Below are 20,876 nucleotides of genomic sequence, written 5' to 3'. Positions count from 1 at the left end.
TAGTTGTTATAAATTAAAAAATCCAGTTTACACCGCAACGCACATCACGTCCCATATCATGCGCATAGTAACGCGAGCGGTTGGTGTATTCCTTGTACTCACGATTCAGGAGGTTGTCTGCCGACAGCATGAACCGGACCTGGTGTCCCCGTTTCACGGGAAGTTCAAGAGCAGCGTCGAACCCGAGGAGATGGTACGCCGGGGGAGTATACGGGATAAGATCCGTGTCCGGATCAAACCGCCTCTGTTTTGCGGTGAAACGGTGCCTGATGTTCAGACGCAGCCTGAGATGCGATTTCGTCTCGTGTATCCACGCAAGTTCATGGCTGAAACGGAAGGAGGGAATATAAGGAAGATAATTACCCTTTGTCCGTTCGTTTGCCCGTATAAAGGAGACGACGGCATGGTAGTCCCATGAACCGCCCGGAGTGAAACGCAGGTCAAAGTCCATACCGCGGAAGAAAGCCGGGGTCTGCCTGTACTGGAAGACCGGGTATGCTCCCGAAATCACGGTGACTGTCTCTTTCTCCGGCCCGTCATAGATATAGCCGTCCACCCATTGCAGGTAACCGTCCAGACAGACGCTGAACATCCCGTCGCCGTAACGGAGGGAAGATATCCATTTGTAGCTTCTTTCCGAGTGCATCGCAGAGTCTCCCCTGACAAACATCCCAGACCCGAGCTCGTTCCCGTTGCTGTACAGTTCATACACGTGAGGGGCACGCCAAGCCAGACCGAAGTTGGAGGTGAGCCTCCAGCGTCTGGAAAGTTGATAGTGTCCTCCCAGGCTGTAGGACACGTTGTTAAACTTTCTTGTCCCGCCATAGGGGCTTCCCGTCCAGTCATAACCACTGGCACGGGTTTCCTGCATATCCAGGCGGAGGCCTGCTTCAACGCCTCCCCTGGCCAGGTGATATTTCCCGATTCCGTATATCCCTGCCTGTGTCTCCGTGTAGTTCGGGATAACGGGCACGAATCCGGTACCCGCGCGGCTGTGGTTCTCGATGAACATGACCTGACCTCCCGCCTCGACTTGCCAGGAGCGGTAATCCCGCTTCCAACGCAGAAGATGCTGGAATGAATTCAGGTGCAGGGAAACCGCCGGAATGTTAGAATCCAGCCGCCGGACACGGTTTTCCTGCCTATCGTCCTTCTGCCAGGTACTTTGCCAGTGAATACTTCCCCCCTTCTTCATGCCGAGCCGCATCCTGCCGAATGTGATCTGATGGGTGACCTCCTGGCAGGGAGCCCTGATACCACGGGAGAAGGGATCCGTGTGCAGGGGGCGACCAAGCCGGATACGTTCCGCCAGCAGGTCCTCGCTCCCCATCTGGGCGCTGAGCATCACCCCTGTCCGGCTGTAGAAGCGGCTGTAGAAACCTTCCACTCTCAGACGTCCGCGGTCATAGCCCAGAGAGGCGGAAGCGTGATACTCTCTGGTTCCCGTGTTGTTCAGAAGATAGTGCGCAGTGGAACGGTCCCCGGAATTTGACCAGGTTCCCTGCAGACGCCAGGCGAAATCACCGGGAAAAGCACCTTCGAGCTGTCCGGTAGCCACGTAGCGACGCCCGTTACTTCCGTAAAGTGCGGAGATTCCCCCTTGAAGGGAGCGTTTTCTGAAAGGAAGCGGAGACTGCTCCATGACGATAATCCCTCCAAGGGCATCCGAACCGTATCTTACCGCATCGGAGCCCTTGATTACCGAAACAGAGGAGCTGCCGTTCATGTCCACTTCGGGAGCGTGGTCGGCCCCCCATTGCTGCCCGGTCTGGCGGGCACCGTTATGGATGATCAGTATCCGGTTCCCGTACATTCCTTGGATAACGGGTTTGGATACAGTGGTTCCCGTGCTGATGGAACTTACCCCGCTGACACGTTCGAGCAGGGTGGCAAGCGAGGTTCCCAGCGCGTTCCTGATCTCGGGAGATGAAAGGCGCCGGCTCACCACGTTGGGTGACGCCCCGGCACGTTCACCGGTCACGACCACTTCCCCGAGTTTTTGTATGTCCGGGGAGAGACATACGGTATGTATGCTGCTTTCTTTGAATACCTCGTTCAAAGGCACACGCCGGGAACCGTAACCCAGGCACTGCACGAGGACCGTATCCATGAAACACGTTCCATGACCGAAAACAATCATTCCACGGGGGGAGCTGACAAGTAACCGTTCCCTGGTCAGGATATAGGCCCCTTCAATGGGAAGCCCGCTTTCCCGGTCAATGACCAGCAGAGTATCGCGTGTACCCGTCGATTGCCGGTCAGCCTGTACCCGTGCTTCCATGGGAGAAGGGAGGGTACATAGGCAGACAACAAGCAGGCACACATACTGGAGATATGCATGAAATGTCATACTTGAAAAAATATAAACGGGTTATAATCTGTTAAGACAGGACATGAAAAGCCCCTGCACGCAATCACAGTGATGGCATGCGAATCCCTCAAGGGAGTTATGACAAACACACAGGGGGTGCACGGAGGAAATGCGGGAAAAGAATGACGATGACATCTGTTTCCCCGGAGATAAGATACCTTACAGGCCTGCCAGTCGGAATATAATCGTATATAAAAATCCCTGCCTCGACAAACGGGGAGAGCGTAAAGAGACAGATGGTACAATTTTCAGGAGAATCGTGACGGGAGTGTCCCTGTTCGTTATGGGATACGCACGAATGTTCCCCGTGAACATGAAAAGCTTTCACGAGGAAAAAGGGCATCAATGTCAGCAACAACATACATGCTATGACAGCCCGCTGTCTCTGTCTTTTTTTCGTACGATCCATTAGTTTGCAAAATTAACGGTTTTAATCATCACTCGCAATACCTACAAATAATGATTTGCAAGCATAAACACCATGTATATTTGTTACGGATACCAGACAGACCGTTTTATTCCTCCAACCAGTCGTCCGAGAGCCCGAAACTCCTGTCACGAAACAATTCAGCCAGACCTGAGATTTGTTTGAAACGGAGTAACTCGTTCTTGTCCATGCCTATGTTGCGCATGATCCAGCTGTCGGACATACCCGATTTTGACAGTTCCGCCACAATACCTGTCATAAGTTCCAGCGAGTGCATTCCCCTGGCCCTGTTATGACGGATAGTCGAGGCCATCCTGTTCGAGATGTCTTTGTTTATGACCGTTACAGGCAGCAATCCGTTCTCGCGCTTGTAAATCCTGACGGATGTTTTCATAACCAGATAGCGGTGGTAACCGTCAACCAGCTCGTAGATATCCTCTTCTTCCCGGTAATAACACACGAGGGGCATCGTGTAACCGTCTTCCCAGATGGACAGTTCCAACAGCTTCATCTCCGGGGGAGCAACGACATTCGGGTTATAGCTGTTGGCCACGATTTTCTCGACTGGCACGGCCTTGACGTTATACGCCGGACTTTTAAAACTTGACATGACAATCACAATTTATATCTTTTCAAAACTCTCTCTTTCATCTCCCTCTCCCGTTTGGTCTGCGTGAAACCCATATACTTGCAGGTATGATCGTTTTTCAGGATGCAGACGCACATTCGTTTGTAAGTGGGTATTTCACGAAATTCAGGGATATCTATCTCGTCTATATACTCCATGCGGACGGGCCTCTTGTCAGTCCGGTATGTCGTGCATTCTTCCACCGTGAACGGTACACCGGCCGCACGCAGCTTCCCGATCGTTTCCTCTCCCAGGCAGCCTCCTTTTTCTCTCCAGAATTTCTGGCTCACCCTCAGTTTCTCCAGGTAGTTCTCCCTTGTCGCCCGGGGAAGCGTGTCAAGGAGGAAGTACATGTACTCTTTCCACGTGAACCCGTCCGGACAACTGATGGAGCGCCAGCCCATCGCAACCGTGTTCCCGTACATTCCGGCGAAACTGACGCCGTTGACCCGGCTGACCATGCGTCCCCAGGTATCCGGATCAATAACTTTATAAAGATGTAGGGTCGAAACGGCCTGTGAGATAAACGGGCTGGCCACCCTCTGGCGGGACAAGGGAATCCCGGCCTGGTAATACAAGTCATACAAACGGTTATAATCCCAACCATACCGGGCATACCCCGTCCACACGTCCGTTGTCTTCCAGTCGTATATCGGGTAGGCGTTATAAGTGTAATATCCTACACGGTGAGTCCACTTGTAGTTGGCCAGCTTACGGTAATTCTTGTCGGAATGAATCGCCCGCCACCGGTTGAAGCTCTCCTGCGTGCGGATCCCCACGAGGCAGCAAACACGCTTGCATCCCTTCTTACGACGTATCCAGGAAGGGAAAAGAGACTGGAAGTCGTAATCCCACAGGCTGTCGTTCCAGAAATCAAAATCTTTCACGGTAAGAGCGGTGCCCGGCATCTGGCGAACCCAGATATTCTGGTACCCCTCTTGCCAGGGACGCCAGTACTGCTGGTACATGGAAGTACATGTGGGTACCTTGAAGGGGACACAACAGTGGAACACTTCAAGGATATCCCGGTTGTTGGAAAACATCCTTTCCACGTACTCCGTGCTCTGGCGGTACTGCACCTCGTAATCCATGTGGAACACACCCAGTTTTCTACCGGGTGCATGCATGCGGATATAATCCATGCACAAATGGAGAAGGATACCGCTATCCTTGCCACCGGAAAAAGAGACATACACGTAATCAAAATAGTCAAAGATGATCTTCAATCTCCGGTTGGCGGCCTCGTGGACATCCATCCGGCGCATCATGCCCCACCTCCTTCATGATAACGCATCTTGACATACTTCTTCCACTCGACACAGGGGATAAAATTCTTCATTGAAAAGTCTTCCACGTGGCGTTCGTGTACAACGGCCACAAGGGAACCATCAGAAGAAAAATCATGGATAATACGGTCCAATAACACCTCTATTACAGAGGAGTTATCCCCGCTAATATAGTAGTTATCTATGCAATTGTTTGTCAAGGTCATTTTCACGGGCATGAATCCCAACACCCTTTGCTCATCCATGGCAATGTACCAGACATGGTTACGCGTCGTTTTGAAAGGGTAATTATTATTTTGCCGCAATACGGCCGGGTTCATTACCAAAGGCGCGACAAGGTCAAAAAGCCGACCGTCCAATCCTTGTAACTTCAGAATGTTCATGATTCCAATCCGTTATTACTAAAAATCGAATGTGTACCTATTATGCGTTTGTCCATGATTTCCGGCATTATCATGCCGCAAGCACGTTACAAATGACTATCCGCAAACATGGATATCAATGGGGACGGGAATGATACCTCCTGAGTTTCCAAAAGGGAGAAAAACATAAGAATGAACAATAATGCCACGGGAACGATCTCCACACCCCATTCCCCTATCAGCTCAAAAGTCACGTGCAGGTCACATACCCTTCTTTCCGAAAACATATGACCGGAAAGGCAGGAGCAGAGAACACGGAAAAAACAATTCAAAATTTAGTACATGATATTAAAAAATTATACATTGAAAATCAGAGGAGCGACCCGCCAATCAACTGGTGATTGGCGGGTGCCCTCTGGCTTAAAATAAAAAATCACCTTACCAGATTCGGGTTTTTCTGGGAATCCATATCAGGATATGGAAGATACATCAGATTGTCACTCCATGTCCTGTTCGTATATTCTACAGACTCCTTTACCAGGATCCCGTCGGCGACTTCAACAGCCGTGTTCTCCGCTCTTTCCTTAAAGGTGTCTTTCAGTCTGTTCATACGGAACTGGTCCGCACGGCGTGTGACAAGGGCCACCCAGTAGCCTGCCACCTCCCAACCATGCTCCTTATAAGCCGCTTCGGCAAGGTCATCTGCAGAAAGTCCGGTGAGCGGTTCCAGTCCGGCACGCTCGCGGACATCATTCAGACACTTGAATGCCAACTCGTCCGTCTGCCCCGTCCTGGCCTTGGCTTCCGCATACCACAACAAAACCTCCGAATAACGAATGATTCTATGCCGATGGTCATTACACATGTTCTGACTGGCCGGTTTTGTATAATCATACGGGGCACTGGTATTCACTTTTGACGCAGGATCCCAGTTGACGGAGAATATACTGAACATGGGGTGATGTTCCGGAACGACAGGGGTACCGTCCTCCTTCAACTCCCACCAGTCAACCAACGTTCCGTCTTTCAGACGAATCTTGGGATCATAAGTCGCATCTTTTCTCGGACCGTCAGGAAACTCCTTCCAGAAACGAATTTCACCCCAGGCGTCTCCCCAGCCGCCCAGCGATTCAAACTGGTTACATGAAGTAAGCTCCGAATCCTGTGCCCAATCCACGAACGGTGAATAATTTATGCCGAGCACCGTCTCATTATTATAGTTATTGCTCATAGCATACACATCTTTGTAATCCTTATCGAGCTTATACTCGTATTCACCTCTGTTCACACCCTCAATGACCTCCTTCGCCTTTTCAGCAGCCTTTGCGTAATATTCCGTTTTGTTCATCGGCCAGCCGGCCATAGCCATATACACTGCTGCCAAAGTAGATTTGGCTGCCTGCCGGGTTACATACACATTCACTCCGTTCAGAAAGCGGGGGCTGCCACTGTAACCCGTAGGCAATACGGCCTCAGCTTCGGTCAGGTCCTGCACAATATGACCATACACTTCTTCCACGGGGGATAGAGGTTTGGTATAATCATCGTTGACATTGTCCAGATTCATCGGCAGCGGTCCCCAAAGTCGCACCAGGGTAAAATAAGCGTATGCCCTCCAGAATTTAGCCTGCCCGAGGGCGATATTTATCTCATCTTGAGTGGTAGGTGTTTTAGAAGCCCCCTGTATGATCAAATTGGCAGCCTTTACAATGGCATAATGCATGTTCCACGCATCTTTGACACCCTTGTTGTTGTTTGCTGCGGCAAACTTGTCCATTTCTGCGGCAGGCTGTTTGTTGCTCCCCGGATTGGTCGTTATATCATCCCCCTGCCACTGGGGCAGCTGCATGTTCGTATATACCTGTGAAAGATTGACTTTCTGGTAAAGGGCATATATGCTCATGTTCAATTCATCCTGGGTAGAGAAGAAGTTTTCCGGAGTGAGTTTTCCCCTGGGATCTTCCGTTAAGAAATCACTGCACGACATCAGTGAAAATGACAGGGCAACCATAGTGCCTGCTATTATTTTTATTTTCATAAGTTCTTCTATTTTAGATTTAAAAATTCATCCGGAGACCGAATGTGAATGTTCTTGGGGAAGGATAGGCTCCCATGTCAATACCCGCGTCAACGTCAACGCTGCTGTTCGAGAAGGTAGTACCGGCCGGATCCATCCCCTTGTACCCGGTTATTGTAAAAAGGTTCTGACAGCTGAAAGTAAGCCGCAAATCAGCGAATCCCGTTGTCTTTTTGGGGAAAGTGTATGAAAGACTGATATTCTCCAGACGAAGGAAGTCCGCGTTCTCCAGCCATTTGGTTGAAACCGGCTGCAGATTATTTCCACCTTCGGTCAGGCTCGGGTATGTTGCCGAAGAGCCAATCTTGTCGAATCCCTTCAGATAGGCGTCTGCCAGAGTTACAAAGCGGGAATTCCCTTCGGCCGAAGCCATCGTATATCTTACAAGATTCAAACGTTTGGCTCCGAAAGATCCGTTGAAGAACAGGTTCAGATCCCAGTTTTTATAAGACAGGGAGTTATTCCATCCCAGGGTGAAATCGGGATTGGCCTTGCCGATGACCTTGCGGTCGCCACCGTCTATCATCTGATTTCCATCTACATCCGTGTAAGTGTCATGTCCGTTTTCATCCAAGCCGGTCCATTCATATCCCCAAAAAGTACCGATGGCCTCACCCGGCTTGATAATGGTGGCATAATCAACCATACCGGCAGCCGGACTGGAGCCGTTGATGAAATCATTCTCACCACCGGAAAGGCGTTCCACGCGGTTCTTCAAATAAGTACCGTTCAAGGTGGAGGTCCATTGGAACCGGTCATTCTGCATAATCCGGGCGGTCACGCTCAAATCAATACCACGATTACTGATTTCGCCGTCATTCACCCAAAAAGAGTTACCGCCGACATATCCGGGGATACTTCTTTTAAGCAACGCATCTGTAGTACGCTTATAGAAATAGTCCACACTGAAATTCAGCCGCCTGTCGAACAGGGAGAACTCCAGACCCAGGTCGAACTGCTTGGTCTTCTCCCACGTAAGCTCGGGAGTCGCTATGTCATTTGCCCAATAACCGGTAAAATTACTGTTGGTTCCAAAATTGTATGCAGTAGCACTCATAAGGCCCATGGTCGCGTAAGGACTGATGGCCTGGCTACCCACAATACCATAACTGGCGCGAAGTTTAATGTCCTGAACCGAGGAAACATCCTTCATGAAATCCTCATTGCTCAACGTCCAAGCTGCGGCAATAGAAGGAAAGTACCCCCATTTCTTTTTGGCAAAGCGAGAAGAACCGTCGGCACGAAATGTTCCGGTAAGCATATAACGATCCTTAAAATTGTACATGACACGGGCCACTCCCGACATCAGCGCCCATTGCTCGTAACCATTGTTTGCATCACGAGAGGAAGCCATACCCACATTCCACCAGCCCACACCCTCGGTCAGCAGGTTGTTACCGGTTATACCCATTGTCCTGGTTTCGGAGGAGGTCACCTCATATACAGCCGTGGCTGTCAGATGATGGTCATTCCAGGAACCTGTATATGTCAGATTGTTGGAGCTTTGCAGCATCAGACGATAAGTATCGTTATTGCCCATACCACTCTTGGTCCCCACTCGTTTGGAGCTGAAACTATAACTTTTCCCGTCATAATAGTCCACGCCATTGGTTGTGGTGAATGTCAGCCCCTTCATTATATCAAGGCGCAAATCAACACGTCCGTTGAAAACATTGGTCATTGTCTCTCCCGACTGCAACTTTAGGATACCGACCGGGTTGGAAGCTATGGAATTATAAGTATCGGTGTTATAGTTCCCGTTTTCGGCCATCATCGTCATGGTAGGCGAATAGTTCAAAGCAATCCAGATCGGATTATCCTTACCGGAGGCAAAAGATCCCCCGCGACGCACACCGTGGGAAGCATTGATGTCAGCCGTGATATGCAGCCAGTCGGTAAGCTGTGAGGAAAGATTCGCCTTCGCCTGATAACGCTCGTTCTTCGATTCAATGACCACACCTTCCTGGCTCATGTAGTTGGCGGAAATGTAATATTGGGTCTTCTCGCTACCATTGGAAAGAGCCAACTTGTAATTCTGGGTGATCCCCGTACGGAAAATCTCATCCTGCCAGTCGATGCCCCCCGTTCCGTTCTGATAGGATTGCATCTCTTCGTTTGAGAAATCAATACCTTTGACCTCCTTGAGCGCCAGAGCATAATCGTATGCTCCAAGGATATCGTATCTCTTATATACATTGGAAACTCCCACTGATGCGTCGAACATAATTTCACGCACACCGGCCTTACCAATCTTGGTAGTGATCAGAACGACCCCGTTCGAACCCCTGGAACCGTATATGGCAGTGGACGATGCATCTTTGAGAACCTGCATCGAACGGATGTCCTCGGGATTGATACCGTCCAAACCGCTTTCGCGGACGATTCCGTCAACCACATACAAAGGGTCGTTGCTTTTGCTGATGGAGTTAGCACCGCGGATGCGGATTTTCACGCTTCCCCCGGGGACGCCGCTGTTCTCAACATGAACGCCACTGACACGCCCCTGAAGAGCGTCTGCAACCTGGGTTATAGGCTGGTCCTTGAAATTTTTGTTGTCCAGCACGGCTACGGAACCGGCCATATCCGCTTTTCTTACAGCACCATAGCCAATAACAACCACCTCGTCAAGGACTTCGGCATCTTCCTTCAAAACGATGTTTAACGGTTCACCTGTCCAGGCTATTTCCTGGCTCTGATAGCCGACATAAGAAACAACAATTATATCCCCTTTTTTTACGTTCCTAAGGGAAAAATCACCGTCAAGTCCCGTAATGCTGCCGTTTGTCGTCCCTTTGACAAGTACGGATGCGCCGATAATGCTTTCGCCATTGGCATCTTTGACAACTCCTTGACAGATATCACTCTGTTCGATAATTTGTCCCCTCAGGGAAGGGTAGTCAGGGAACGCATAAACCTGCATCCCACACAATAGCGAGAGCGACAGAATTGCTCCCGCTGTTTTTTGAAGTGTATTCATAAATTATTTAGTTAGGAAAAAAAGTTCGATAAGAAACATGTTCAGGCGTTATGCTCTTTTCAATACAAGTTCTGTATTCTACCCGGATCATATCTCCTTGGTTGAAACGCTGAAAGTTTCAATAAGGGTATTACCATCTGTTATATATTCTTTTTCCAAACGGTTAACCTCCTTGTCGTCAATGTAGCCTATTACTGTTATATGAAGCCGTTTACCCGCCTCCGAGATACTGGAAACCGAACCGGCACAGGTCATGAAAAACGCATTCCCATTTGTACAACAGGACATAGTTGCCGTCCTTATTTGGGCAGAATAGGAATCACCAATGTATTCTCCCTTGTCATTGTACAACTTGGCGGGACCACCCTTGTCAGCACCACCGATACTTACACTCACTTCAAATGAATCTGTGTCACCGGACTGTTGGATTACAATTTTATGAATTCCTGTCTGAAAATCAGATGCGTTTTCCGTTCGTTCATTGTCACATCCTACAAATATAAATCCGGCCAAGAGCAATACAACACTCCATAATGTGAATTTACTTTTCATATTTATATTTACAACAATAATTGATAAAAATAATATATCTATAAATCTTGCCAAGAAGAATATTAATCATCTAAGGCAAACAAATTATCTAATTAACAACAATATATTTATTGAATATAATACGCAGCCCATTATTTATTGTGCAAAGAAAAAACAAGATAAAATATTATTGATTATCATTTTAGCCCTATAATTTATCAATATGGCCTAATAGTTTGGAATATATAAACAAAATATTATACAATAAGATAAATACATCAAATAAAAATACCTTAGATTTATATTACAAAGGAGATGATTATGGCAAATTTCTATGTTTCATGTAATGTGTCAAAGTATAATAAGAGAAATAGAGAGGAGCTGTAAGGTTATTTTAGGACAAGTCAATTCATTGGTGCAAGGTGCAGCTATATCTGTATATAGCTGCACCTTGCACCAATGAATTACATCCTAAAAATCAATGATTTACATTTTTAGTAACAAGAATAGGTGCAAATCCTTTTTTGCACTTATTCTGTTACTTACACTTTTCTTGTTTTTCCGTTTACACAGAAAACTAAAAATCTCCTGTTTTTTTCTTTTTCGGTCAAAATTAGTATATTTGTATCAGTTCTAAAAGTGAAGCAAAGCAATGCACTGAAATTAGCACCGCTACCAAATCGCTACCAATTACCAGGCTTATCGCTCTTTACGCTTTATCAATCAGCCGATTAAAAGAAAATCTTAGTTTTTATTCAAAAAAACTTCCTTATATATTTGCCTTGTATTGGTAAATCGCGTACTTTTGCACCCGCTTTCCAAGAGACGGAGAGCCGATTGAAATTGACATGTTGCAGGCGCGTATTGATTGCCTTAACGGATAACTAAAATAATCTCCTTTTTCTTTGGAGTTTAATATTAAAATTCGTTATCTTTGCAGTCCGATTCGCGATAAAAGGCGTTTTATTCCGGTGCCTTTCCCCTTTCGCTAAGAGAGCCAGAGAGCAGACCGGGAAAACATTTTAAAAAAAAAACTTCCAAAACATTTGGTGTTTTAAAATAAACCTTTTACCTTTGCACCCGCTTTTAAAACGAAGCGCAATCGAAAGAAGAGTTCTTTGAAAAATTGATAAACAATACAAGTAGTACAAGTAAATTTAGAACCGTCAATACTTATTATATAGGTATATGAAAAATGACCGTCAATAAATTTTCGACATCCTGAACAGAGCTAATATTGTCCCTTATTGGGATATATAACAATACTTTTACAATGAAGAGTTTGATCCTGGCTCAGGATGAACGCTAGCTACAGGCTTAACACATGCAAGTCGAGGGGCATCAGGAAGAAAGCTTGCTTTCTTTGCTGGCGACCGGCGCACGGGTGAGTAACACGTATCCAACCTGCCCTTTACTCGGGGATAGCCTTTCGAAAGAAAGATTAATACCCGATGGGATAATCATTCCGCATGGTTTGATTATTAAAGGATTCCGGTAAAGGATGGGGATGCGTTCCATTAGGTTGTTGGTGAGGTAACGGCCCACCAAGCCTTCGATGGATAGGGGTTCTGAGAGGAAGGTCCCCCACATTGGAACTGAGACACGGTCCAAACTCCTACGGGAGGCAGCAGTGAGGAATATTGGTCAATGGGCGCGAGCCTGAACCAGCCAAGTAGCGTGAAGGATGACTGCCCTATGGGTTGTAAACTTCTTTTATATTAGAATAAAGTGCAGTATGTATACTGTTTTGTATGTATAATATGAATAAGGATCGGCTAACTCCGTGCCAGCAGCCGCGGTAATACGGAGGATCCGAGCGTTATCCGGATTTATTGGGTTTAAAGGGAGCGTAGGTGGACTGGTAAGTCAGTTGTGAAAGTTTGCGGCTCAACCGTAAAATTGCAGTTGATACTGTCAGTCTTGAGTACAGTAGAGGTGGGCGGAATTCGTGGTGTAGCGGTGAAATGCTTAGATATCACGAAGAACTCCGATTGCGAAGGCAGCTCACTGGACTGCAACTGACACTGATGCTCGAAAGTGTGGGTATCAAACAGGATTAGATACCCTGGTAGTCCACACAGTAAACGATGAATACTCGCTGTTTGCGATATACAGTAAGCGGCCAAGCGAAAGCATTAAGTATTCCACCTGGGGAGTACGCCGGCAACGGTGAAACTCAAAGGAATTGACGGGGGCCCGCACAAGCGGAGGAACATGTGGTTTAATTCGATGATACGCGAGGAACCTTACCCGGGCTTAAATTGCAGTGGAATGATGTGGAAACATGTCAGTGAGCAATCACCACTGTGAAGGTGCTGCATGGTTGTCGTCAGCTCGTGCCGTGAGGTGTCGGCTTAAGTGCCATAACGAGCGCAACCCTTATCTTCAGTTACTAACAGGTCATGCTGAGGACTCTGGAGAGACTGCCGTCGTAAGATGTGAGGAAGGTGGGGATGACGTCAAATCAGCACGGCCCTTACGTCCGGGGCTACACACGTGTTACAATGGGGGGTACAGAAGGCAGCTACCTGGTGACAGGATGCTAATCCCAAAAGCCTCTCTCAGTTCGGATCGAAGTCTGCAACCCGACTTCGTGAAGCTGGATTCGCTAGTAATCGCGCATCAGCCACGGCGCGGTGAATACGTTCCCGGGCCTTGTACACACCGCCCGTCAAGCCATGGGAGCCGGGGGTACCTGAAGTACGTAACCGCAAGGAGCGTCCTAGGGTAAAACTGGTGACTGGGGCTAAGTCGTAACAAGGTAGCCGTACCGGAAGGTGCGGCTGGAACACCTCCTTTCTGGAGCGATGTTGAAAACGACGTTCATCGGTTCTAAAATTGTACTACTGGTACTTGTTTATTTATAGAATATAGATCGACCGTCTATAGCAATATAGATAGAGATAAACAAGAGAAAAACAGAAGCCGAGTCTAAGACAGGACACGGTTGAACTAGTCCTATAGCTCAGTTGGTTAGAGCGCTACACTGATAATGTAGAGGTCGGCAGTTCAACTCTGCCTGGGACTACCAAGACGAGATTGATATCTTGTATGATTGGGGGATTAGCTCAGCTGGCTAGAGCATCTGCCTTGCACGCAGAGGGTCAACGGTTCGAATCCGTTATTCTCCACCATTGATACGCTGGCAACACAAGTTGCCGAATGTTATCATACGATCTTTGACATGATGTACAAAAAAAAGTAAATTTAGTAAGAGCTAAAAGTATATATCGAACCATTTGGTTCAGATCCTTTTTAAGAAAAGGAGATGAACCTGGCGATAAAAGAAAGTAAATAAGGGCGCATGGCGGATGCCTTGGCTCTCGGAGGCGATGAAGGACGTGATAAGCTGCGATAAGCTTCGGGTAGGTGCAAATAACCTTTGATCCGAAGATTTCCGAATGGGACAACCCGGCATTCTGAAGGAATGTCATCCAACCAAGTTGGAGGCTAACGCAGGGAACTGAAACATCTTAGTACCTGCAGGAAAAGAAAATAAATAATGATTCCCCTAGTAGTGGCGAGCGAACGGGGAATAGCCCAAACCACCCGTGTTACGGCATGTGTGGGGTTGTAGGACCACGCTCTCGCAAGAAAGTTATTGAGAAGAAGCGGCTGGAAAGCCGCGCCATAGACGGTGATAGCCCGGTATTCTAAGGTAACTGAAGCGTAGTGGTATCCTGAGTAGCGCGGAGCACGAGGAATTCTGCGTGAACCAGCCGGGACCATCCGGTAAGGCTAAATACTCCCGAGAGACCGATAGCGAACCAGTACTGTGAAGGAAAGGTGAAAAGCACTTCGAATAGAAGAGTGAAATAGTCCCTGAAACCATGCGCCTACAAGCGGTCGGAGCAGCGTAAGTTGTGACGGCGTGCCTTTTGCATAATGAACCTACGAGTTACTTTTTCCGGCAAGGTTAAGCATCTTGAGATGTGGATCCGAAGCGAAAGCGAGTCTGAACAGGGCGGATAGTCGGAAGGAGTAGACGCGAAACCAAGTGATCTACCCTTGGGCAGGTTGAAGGTTAGGTAACACTAACTGGAGGACCGAACCGATAAGCGTTGAAAAGCTTCCGGATGACCTGAGGGTGGGGGTGAAAGGCTAATCAAACTTGGAGATAGCTCGTACTCCCCGAAATGCATTTAGGTGCAGCCTTGAGAATTACTAATGTGAGGTAGAGCGACTGATAAGATGCGAGGGCTTCACCGCCTATCAAGTCTTGATAAACTCCGAATGCGCATTAGTTCGATCTCAGGAGTGAGGGCATGGGTGCTAAGGTCCATGTCCTAAAGGAGAAGAATCCAGACCATCAGCTAAGGTCCCCAAATAAACACTAAGTTGAACTAACGAAGTCAGATTGCTAAGACAGCTAGGATGTTGGCTTGGAAGCAGCCATTCATTTAAAGAGTGCGTAACAGCTCACTAGTCGAGGAGTTTGGCGTGGATAATAATCGGGCATTAAGTGTTTTACCGAAGCTATGGGATACGTAAGTATCGGTAGGGGAGCATTCCACTCTGCGTTGAAGGCTAAGCGTGAGCTTTACTGGAGCGTGTGGAAAAGCAAATGTAGGTATAAGTAACGATAAAGGGGGTGAGAAACCCCCTCGCCGCAAGACTAAGGTTTCCTGATCAACGCTAATCGGATCAGGGTTAGTCGGGTCCTAAGGCTCAGCCGAACGGTGATGCCGATGGCAGAACAGGTTAATATTCCTGTACTAGCATTAAGAGTGACGTGGAGACGGAGGAGTGACAACGCCGCGGACTGACGGAATAGTCCGTTAAAGGGTGTAGATGTTGATTATCCCAGGCAAATCCGGGATAAGAGTCGAACCTGACAGTATACCAATTTCCTCGGAAAACGGTAATAGTGCGTGTAAACATACTCCCAAGAAAATCCGCTAAACTTAATCTTAATGGTACCCGTACCGCAAACGGACACACGTAGTCGGGTTGAATATACTCAGGCGCTTGAGTGAATCACGGTTAAGGAACTAGGCAAATTGACCCTGTAACTTCGGGATAAAGGGTCCCTACCCGGTGACGGGAGGGCGCAGAGAATAGGTCCAGGCAACTGTTTAACAAAAACACAGGGCTGTGCAAAATTGAAAGATCACGTATACAGCCTGACACCTGCCCGGTGCTGGAAGGTTAAGAGGAGATGTCATCGCAAGAGAAGCATTGAATTGAAGCCCCAGTAAACGGCGGCCGTAACTATAACGGTCCTAAGGTAGCGAAATTCCTTGTCGGGTAAGTTCCGACCTGCACGAATGGTGTAATGATCTGGACACTGTCTCAACCGTGAGCTCAGTGAAATTGTAGTATCGGTGAAGATGCCGATTACCCGCGATGGGACGAAAAGACCCCGTGAACCTTTACTATAGCTTAACATTGAATTTGGGTAATTGATGTGTAGGATAGGCCGGAGACTTTGAAGCAGGTACGCCAGTATTTGTGGAGTCGCTGTTGAAATACGGCCCTTTGATTATTTGAGTTCTAACTCGCATTTGCGAGGACACTGTTTGGTGGGTAGTTTGACTGGGGTGGTCGCCTCCAAAAGTGTAACGGAGGCTTCTAAAGGTGCCCTCACGCCGATTGGTAACCGGCGGCAGAGTGTAATGGCATAAGGGCGCTTGACTGGGAGACTTACAAGTCGATCAGGTAGGAAACTAGAGCATAGTGATCCGGTGTTTCCGTATGGAAGGGACATCGCTCAAAGGATAAAAGGTACTCCGGGGATAACAGGCTGATCCCTCCCAAGAGCTCATATCGACGGAGGGGTTTGGCACCTCGATGTCGGCTCGTCACATCCTGGGGCTGGAGAAGGTCCCAAGGGTTGGGCTGTTCGCCCATTAAAGTGGCACGCGAGCTGGGTTCAGAACGTCGTGAGACAGTTCGGTCTCTATCTATCGTGGGCGCATGAAATTTGCGTGGCTCTGACACTAGTACGAGAGGACCGTGTTGGACTGACCTCTGGTTTACCGGTTGTGCCGCCAGGTGCATTGCCGGGTATCTAAGTCGGGATTGGATAAGTGCTGAAAGCATCTAAGTACGAAGCCAGCCACAAGATTAGATTTCTTTTAGGGTCGTTGTAGACTACAACGTTGATAGGACGCAGGTGTACAGGTGGTAACATCACAGCCGAGCGTTACTAATTGCCCGATGACTTTCTTTTATTGTCCTTTATGGTTTATATATCCGTTTAGCTTTACTATCCGGGTGATAGACGGCTAAGTTTACTTTTGTACATTATGTCTGCCTTATTCAGGTGACTATAGCATCAGGGTTCCACCTCTTCCCATTCCGAACAGAGAAGTTAAGCCTGATCACGCCGATGGTACTGCGTAACAGTGGGAGAGTAGGTAGTCGCCGTTTTCAGAGAGTTCATCCCCTCGGGTCAGAAGACACGAGGGGATGCTTGTTTTTGGGGTATAGGCTAAGAGGGACATGCGCTTGGAGAAGCGGGGATCACTTATTTGCATTATACCTTTTTTACTTTGATTAATCTTTTATATAAAAGAAAGAATCTTTTAGTTAAAACAAAAACCGGCTGTGAGTGTTTTAATGGTAGAGTTCGATTTTTAGCAATTAAAAGATGTGAAATATGGTGACACTATACAATAAGTTACTATTTTTGCCACGAAAATCGAAAAGAGAGTTTATCCATAAAAATAGAACGATGAAAACTTCTGTAAAATTCATATTGATGTTTGTTCTACTGATGCTATCATTTAGCATAAGTGGCAATGCATTGAATATTATGGAATGCTCTCATAACCCGGTTACTTCTTGCCAGGTTTCATCCTCTTCTTTGGATGCTAATTACTCTTATCGGTGTGGTAGCGATTTTGCCGGTTTTGATAAATCGCAAACTTTGTCTGTCTCCGATGTTGAATTAGGTTTCAAACCCGTTTCTGAAACATATTCTTCTACTAATAATCTTCGTCTTCGTCGAATTCTTGAGGATTCTGACCTTTTTAATGACACAATGCGTAAATTGTGCCTGTTGAGAGAGAATTTGTTGGTATTAGACCAAAGTAAATCTTATTATTCGGATAAGGATCCACATTATGCGTCCATAAGCTGTCAATACTACATCTTTGCTTTAAGACGTATCCTTATTTAATTCCCAATCTTATATACTCGCTGTGTTTGACAATGCAGCCTCATTTTTAGCATGAGGCTGTAGGGGTCGGACTGCGGTGTGTCTAATCGTATTTACTTTAATTCTTAATAACAAATTCTTTAACAAAAAAAACTTTATTATGGAAACTACTCAAAAAAAGTCGACTAAGATTGTAGGTATCAAGAATGCCGGATTGGTTATTATCTGCTGTTTCATTATAGCAGTGTGTATCTATCATTTCATTTTGGGAAATCCCACGAACTTTATGAACAATGATCCTAACAATCACCCACTTCCGGGAAACTTTATGGGGACCATTTACAAAGGTGGAGTGATTGTGCCTGTTATTCAAACTTTATTGCTGACCGTATTGGCATTGAGCATTGAACGTTATTTTGCTCTTCGCTCTGCTTTCGGTAGAGGTTCTTTGGTTAAATTCGTTTCTAACATCAAGGATGCCCTATCGGCAGGAGATCTTCGTAAGGCGCAGGAAGTTTGTGACAAACAGCGTGGTTCTGTAGCAAACGTCGTTACTTCTACATTGCGGAAGTATGAAGAAATGGAGAATGATTCTTCTCTTTCGAAAGATCAGAAACTGCTTGCTATCCAAAAAGAACTGGAAGAAGCTACTGCGCTTGAACTTCCGATGATGGAACAGAATCTTCCGATTATCGGTACGATCACCACATTGGGTACTTTGATGGGATTGCTTGGTACGGTTATTGGTATGATCCGTTCGTTCGCCGCTTTGGCTGCCGGTGGTTCTGCCGACTCAATGGCTCTTTCACAAGGTATCTCTGAAGCTTTGATTAATACAGCTTTCGGTATCCTTACCGGTGCGTTGGCAGTTATCTCTTATAACTACTATACAAACAAAATCGATAAGTTGACTTACAGCCTTGACGAGGTAGGCTTCTCTATTGTGCAGACTTTTGCAGCTACTCATAAATAATCTGGAATCCACTAAATTCTGACAATAATGGGCAGAGCGAAAATTAAAAAGAAAAGTACGTTCATCGACATGACGGCGATGAGTGACGTTACGGTACTGTTGCTTACCTTCTTTATGTTAACTTCTACATTTGTGAAGAAAGAGCCGGTACAAGTGACTACACCCGCCTCAGTTTCGGAAATTAAGATTCCGGAAAAGAATATCCTTCAGATATTGGTCGATCCGAACGGAAAGATATTTATGAGTATGGACAAGCAGTCCGACTTGAAAGCGGTATTGGAGAGCATGGGACAGGAATATGGCGTCACATTCACTCCGGAACAGGAAAAGAAATTCATGTTGGCATCCACTTTCGGAGTGCCGATGAAAAACATGAAAACTTATCTTGACTTGCCGACTGAAAAGCAGGATGCAGTACTGAAGAACGAAGGTATTCCTTGCGATAGTCTTGATAATCAGTTTAAGTCATGGGTGCGTAATGCACGTGCTGTGAATTCTGATTTGCGTATTGCGATCAAGGCTGATGCGGATACTCCTTATTCTGTGATTAAAAATGTTATGAATTCACTTCAGGACCTCAGGGAGAATCGGTATAACCTGATTACTTCTCTGAAAACGACTTCTGAAAACTAAAAACGAACAACTATGAGTGCTGAAGTACAAGAAAGCGGTAAAAAGAAGGGGAATAGCAAACAGAAGAAGATGACGGTTCGCGTAGACTTTACGCCTATGGTGGATATGAATATGTTGTTGATCACTTTCTTTATGCTTTGTACCTCGTTGAGCAAACCTCAGACGATGGAGATAAGCATGCCGAGCAATGATAAAAACATCACCGAAGAACAGCAAAGCAAGGTGAAAGCTTCACAGGCAATCACGCTCTTGTTGGGACCCGATGACAAACTATATTATTATGAAGGAGAACCCAATTACAAGGATTATACTTCTCTGAAAGAGACGTCGTATAAACCGGATGGATTACGGGCAATACTTCTGAAGAAGAATGCTGCTGCTGTCAGACAGGTAAATGATCTGAAACAGAAGAAGCTGGAACTTAAGATATCAGACGATGAATTTACGAAGCAACTTTCCGAAATAAAGAGTGGAAAGGATACGCCTACAGTCATCATCAAGGCGATGGATAATGCATCGTATGCAAATCTGATTGACGCTCTCGATGAAATGCAGATATGTAATATTGGTAAGTATGTGATAACGGATATTGCCGAGGCTGACGAATTTCTGGTGAAGAATTTTGAAAGTAAGGGTGAGCTTTCACAGAATATTGCCGAATAAAATGTAACACCAAAAAATAGAAAATTAAAATGGCAAAAATAGATTTAACTTCTTTTGAATGGTGTGAGCTGATTTTTAAAGGCAAAAATAAAGCTTATGGTGCGTATAAAATGCGTGCTGATTCACCCAAACGTCACAATGTGGCAATGGTTATTGTGTTGATAATCGCCTTAGTGGGCTTTAGTCTTCCGACTTTAATCAAGATGGCCACTCCGAAGCAAAAAGAGGTAATGACGGAAGTCACCACCTTGTCGCAATTGGAGGAGCCTGAAATAAAGCAGGAAGAGATGAAGAGAGTAGAACCGGTGGCACCACCCCCGCCTGCTTTGAAGAGTTCTATCAAGTTTACCGCTCCAGTCATTAAAAAAGATGAGGAAGTACATGAGGATGATGAGATTAAAAGCCAGGAAGAACTCACACAAACCAAAGTCGCTATATCCATTGCCGACGTGAAGGGTAACGATGAAGCAAACGGTAAGGATATTGCCGATTTGAAACAAGTGGTTACTCAGGCAGAGCCGGCCGAAGAAAAAGTTTTCGATATGGTAGAACAGATGCCTACATTCCCCGGTGGAACCACAGAATTGATGAGGTATATCGGTGAACATCTGAAATACCCTACCATTGCTGCCGAGAATGGTACACAAGGAAAGGTGATCTGTCGTTTTGTGGTTGGTAAGGATGGACAGGTGCGGGATGTAACTATCGCACGTTCATTGGATCCATATTGCGACAAGGAAGCCATACGTGTTATCAAATCGATGCCTAAATGGATTCCCGGAAAACAGAACGGTAAGGCCGTGGCAGTAAATTTCACAGTTCCTATTGTCTTTAAACTACAGTAAT

Annotated in this window: 13 protein-coding genes, 2 tRNA genes and 3 rRNA genes; 10 read left to right on the top strand and 8 right to left on the bottom strand. The window is 46.5% G+C overall.

The window, feature by feature from the left end; genetic code table 11:
- Nucleotides 1–13: 13 nt before the first annotated feature.
- The 8 genes from DBK98_RS00920 to DBK98_RS00885 all read right to left on the bottom strand — a co-directional run bounded on the left by DBK98_RS00920 (nt 14) and on the right by DBK98_RS00885 (nt 10,680).
- Nucleotides 14–2,350 (bottom strand): TonB-dependent receptor, encoded by a 2,337-nt coding sequence (locus DBK98_RS00920; RefSeq protein ID WP_032536716.1) that lies wholly within the window; start codon nt 2,348–2,350, stop codon nt 14–16.
- 97 nt (nt 2,351–2,447) lie between these two features.
- Nucleotides 2,448–2,780 carry a hypothetical protein gene (locus DBK98_RS23070; protein ID WP_008640858.1) on the bottom strand — a complete coding sequence of 111 codons (333 nt, stop codon included), beginning with the start codon at nt 2,778–2,780 and terminating at the stop codon, nt 2,448–2,450.
- Between the two features lie 106 nt (nt 2,781–2,886).
- Complete coding sequence (locus DBK98_RS00910) at nt 2,887–3,408, bottom strand: ParB/RepB/Spo0J family partition protein (protein ID WP_005798034.1); 522 nt, start codon at nt 3,406–3,408, stop codon at nt 2,887–2,889.
- Nucleotides 3,409–3,413: 5 nt separating this feature from the next.
- The gene (locus tag DBK98_RS00905) at nt 3,414–4,694 is read right to left on the bottom strand and encodes a DUF3440 domain-containing protein (RefSeq protein ID WP_005798037.1); all 1,281 of its coding nucleotides are present in this window, start codon (nt 4,692–4,694) and stop codon (nt 3,414–3,416) included.
- The gene (locus DBK98_RS00900) at nt 4,691–5,095 is read right to left on the bottom strand and encodes a hypothetical protein (RefSeq protein ID WP_005798039.1); all 405 of its coding nucleotides are present in this window, start codon (nt 5,093–5,095) and stop codon (nt 4,691–4,693) included. The genes DBK98_RS00905 and DBK98_RS00900 overlap by 4 nt, the downstream gene beginning before the upstream one ends.
- Before the next feature lie 412 nt (nt 5,096–5,507).
- Complete coding sequence (locus DBK98_RS00895; protein WP_009291524.1) at nt 5,508–7,112, bottom strand: RagB/SusD family nutrient uptake outer membrane protein; 1,605 nt, start codon at nt 7,110–7,112, stop codon at nt 5,508–5,510.
- Between the two features lie 19 nt (nt 7,113–7,131).
- Nucleotides 7,132–10,128 carry a TonB-dependent receptor gene (locus DBK98_RS00890; protein ID WP_008766550.1) on the bottom strand — a complete coding sequence of 999 codons (2,997 nt, stop codon included), beginning with the start codon at nt 10,126–10,128 and terminating at the stop codon, nt 7,132–7,134.
- Nucleotides 10,129–10,215: 87 nt separating this feature from the next.
- Nucleotides 10,216–10,680, bottom strand: coding sequence for a beta-barrel fold lipoprotein (locus DBK98_RS00885; protein WP_012055839.1), 465 nt, complete (start codon nt 10,678–10,680; stop codon nt 10,216–10,218).
- A 1,249-nt stretch (nt 10,681–11,929) separates the two neighbouring features.
- Between DBK98_RS00885 and DBK98_RS00880 the strand changes: the two genes are divergently transcribed.
- The 10 genes from DBK98_RS00880 (at nt 11,930) to DBK98_RS00835 (ending at nt 20,875) form a co-directional block, all read left to right on the top strand.
- A 16S ribosomal RNA gene (locus DBK98_RS00880) occupies nt 11,930–13,458 on the top strand.
- A 155-nt stretch (nt 13,459–13,613) separates the two neighbouring features.
- Nucleotides 13,614–13,690: transfer RNA gene (locus DBK98_RS00875), tRNA-Ile, on the top strand.
- A 26-nt stretch (nt 13,691–13,716) separates the two neighbouring features.
- A tRNA-Ala gene (locus DBK98_RS00870) sits at nt 13,717–13,793 on the top strand.
- A 150-nt stretch (nt 13,794–13,943) separates the two neighbouring features.
- Nucleotides 13,944–16,831, top strand: a 23S ribosomal RNA gene (locus DBK98_RS00865).
- Between the two features lie 89 nt (nt 16,832–16,920).
- Nucleotides 16,921–17,031: ribosomal RNA gene (gene rrf, locus DBK98_RS00860) — 5S ribosomal RNA — on the top strand.
- The 16S, 23S and 5S rRNA genes sit together here with 2 tRNA genes alongside, the layout of an rRNA operon.
- A 304-nt stretch (nt 17,032–17,335) precedes the next feature.
- Nucleotides 17,336–17,782, top strand: a complete 447-nt coding sequence (locus DBK98_RS00855) for a hypothetical protein (protein ID WP_032538256.1) — start codon at nt 17,336–17,338, stop codon at nt 17,780–17,782.
- Between the two features lie 139 nt (nt 17,783–17,921).
- Complete coding sequence (locus tag DBK98_RS00850) at nt 17,922–18,734, top strand: MotA/TolQ/ExbB proton channel family protein (RefSeq protein ID WP_005783005.1); 813 nt, start codon at nt 17,922–17,924, stop codon at nt 18,732–18,734.
- 27 nt (nt 18,735–18,761) lie between these two features.
- Complete coding sequence (locus DBK98_RS00845) at nt 18,762–19,367, top strand: biopolymer transporter ExbD (RefSeq protein ID WP_005783007.1); 606 nt, start codon at nt 18,762–18,764, stop codon at nt 19,365–19,367.
- Nucleotides 19,368–19,379: 12 nt separating this feature from the next.
- Nucleotides 19,380–20,030, top strand: coding sequence for a biopolymer transporter ExbD (locus DBK98_RS00840; RefSeq protein WP_005783009.1), 651 nt, complete (start codon nt 19,380–19,382; stop codon nt 20,028–20,030).
- A 29-nt stretch (nt 20,031–20,059) separates the two neighbouring features.
- Nucleotides 20,060–20,875 (top strand): energy transducer TonB, encoded by an 816-nt coding sequence (locus tag DBK98_RS00835; RefSeq protein ID WP_005783011.1) that lies wholly within the window; start codon nt 20,060–20,062, stop codon nt 20,873–20,875.
- Nucleotide 20,876 lies beyond the last annotated feature (1 nt).

The sequence above is a fragment of the Bacteroides sp. PHL 2737 genome (assembly GCF_004115325.2).
GTDB classification, from domain to species: Bacteria; Bacteroidota; Bacteroidia; order Bacteroidales; family Bacteroidaceae; genus Bacteroides; species Bacteroides hominis.
The sequence above is the reverse complement of the archived record's forward strand: the minus strand, read 5'-3'. Positions and strand labels throughout refer to the sequence as shown.